Here is a 1,975-nt window from a genome sequence, read left to right on the forward strand (position 1 = left end):
CGACGGGACTGATCGAGGGTGAATGCCAGCGCTGCGACGCTGGTCCTCCGGGTCGTCGTCGCCCGCATCGACCCGATCGGCGGTGACGGCGTACGGTCGATCCCATGAGTGATCTGCGTGACGAGTCCGAGGTTGTCGTTGCCGGTCCCGGCAGGGCGCGAGCGCCCGGGCCGACCCTGCACGAACAACTGCTCGCGGACCCGACCCGTCCGCCCGAGGCGCTCCTCGTCGAGTCGCCGGAGTACCTCGGCGACGCCGACGTTCCGTACCGCAACTACATCGATCCGGACTATGCGGCGGCCGAGTACGCACACATGTGGTCCTCGACATGGCAGTGGGCATGCCACCTCGACCACATCCCCGAACCCGGCGACTACTACGTGTACGACATCGGCCACTACTCGGCGCTCGTCGTACGGACCGATGACGGCTCGATCAAGGCGTTCTACAACGCGTGCATGCACCGGGGGACCCAGTTGCGACCTCCCGAGACGTGCGGGTTCGCCAAGCAGTTCACCTGCCCGTTCCACGGCTGGACGTTCGCGCTGGACGGGGCGCTCGTCGACGTGCCGGACCGGTGGGACTTCCCCCACGTCGGCGACGAGTCGCACCGTCTCGAGGAGATGCCGGTCGACGTCTTCGCCGGCTTCGTGTGGGTCAACTTCGACAAGCAGGCGGCACCGCTGGGCGACTACATCGGAGTCCTGACCGAACAATTCGCTGAGTTCGAGTTCGAAGACCGCTACATCGAGACGCATGTCCGCAAGAAGCTGCCGTGCAACTGGAAGGCGGCGATCGAGGCGTTCCTCGAGGCGTACCACGTGCGCGAGACCCATGCCAGCGGCAAGTTGGGCGACGAGGTGACCACCCAGTACGACGTCTTCCAGCCGAACGTCAGCCGGTTCATCCACACCACGGGGCTCGACAGTCCGCAACGTCCCACACCGCGCACCGAGGAGGAGATCCTGGCGCATCTGACCCGCAACCTGCGGCGCGGAATGGACCCGCTCGAACTGCCGGAGGGGATGCGTGCCCGCGACTTCTACGCCAAGTACGTCCAGCGCGAGATGGGCGAGGCGTACGGGCGTGACTTCTCCGAGCTGAGCGAATCGCTGACGCTCGATTCGATCGAGTACTTCCTGTTTCCGAACTCGTTCTTCTTCCCCGGACTGTCGTTGCCGATGGTGTACCGCTTCCGGCCGGACCCGGACGACCTCGACATCAGCTACTTCGACCTGCTGATCCTGCGGCCCCGCCCTCTGGATGGTGCGGCACCACCCCCGCCCGAGGTCATCGAGCTCGACATCGACGACAGCTATTCACTCGCCACGGGTCTCGGCGGTCTCGGTCGGGTGTACGACCAGGACACGGCCAACATGGCAGCGCAGACACGCGGGTTCCGGGCGAGCCACAAACGCGGCCAGACGCTCGGCAACTACCAGGAGAGTCGGGCGCGTCATCTCCAGCAGCGTGTCCAGGACTTCCTCGAGGCCGGCGGCTACCGACCGGACAGCTGATCCCGCGAACGACGTCGTCTGTTCGAGAAAACAGCAGACCCGCTCGCCTCGGTTCTCCGAGTCCGAATCGAACAAATGTTTGTCCTCATGGTGGTGATCTGCTACGCTGTGGCTCATGGACGAGATGTCCGATCCGGAGCAGGCGGAGCCGATGGGTGACATGCACGATGTCGACGAGGTGTTCCAGTCCGCTGCCGGACATCTCAATGCGCAGCACGGTCGGCTCGTGTCCGCCGTTGTCTGGATGCTCGACCACACCGGCGACTGGCAGGGTGACGGGCTCTGGACGCCGGAGGCGTACGTTCGTTGGCGGACCGGTGTTGCTCCGGCGACGTCGTCCAAGTTGGTGGCCGTGGCGCGACGTGCCGGCGAGTTCCCCGATTGCGTGGCTGCACTGCAACGGGGCGAGTTGTCGTTGGATCAGATCGGTCCGGTGGTCCGCCACGCTCCGGGTTGGT

At 65.6% G+C, this 1,975-nt stretch carries 2 protein-coding genes; both read left to right on the plus strand.

Annotation, left to right across the window (positions count from 1 at the left end; all coding sequences use genetic code 11):
• Positions 1-104: 104 nt before the first annotated feature.
• Positions 105-1,517: an aromatic ring-hydroxylating oxygenase subunit alpha gene (locus tag WBV89_RS01855; RefSeq protein WP_423979639.1), complete on the plus strand. Its 1,413-nt coding sequence runs from the start codon at positions 105-107 to the stop codon at positions 1,515-1,517.
• Positions 1,518-1,632: 115 nt separating this feature from the next.
• The coding region (locus tag WBV89_RS01860) for a DUF222 domain-containing protein (RefSeq protein ID WP_423979640.1) at positions 1,633-1,975 on the plus strand (343 nt) is incomplete at its 3' end.

Origin of the sequence: Ilumatobacter sp. (assembly GCF_049588435.1) — a bacterium.
Taxonomy (GTDB): Bacteria; Actinomycetota; Acidimicrobiia; order Acidimicrobiales; family Ilumatobacteraceae; genus Ilumatobacter_A.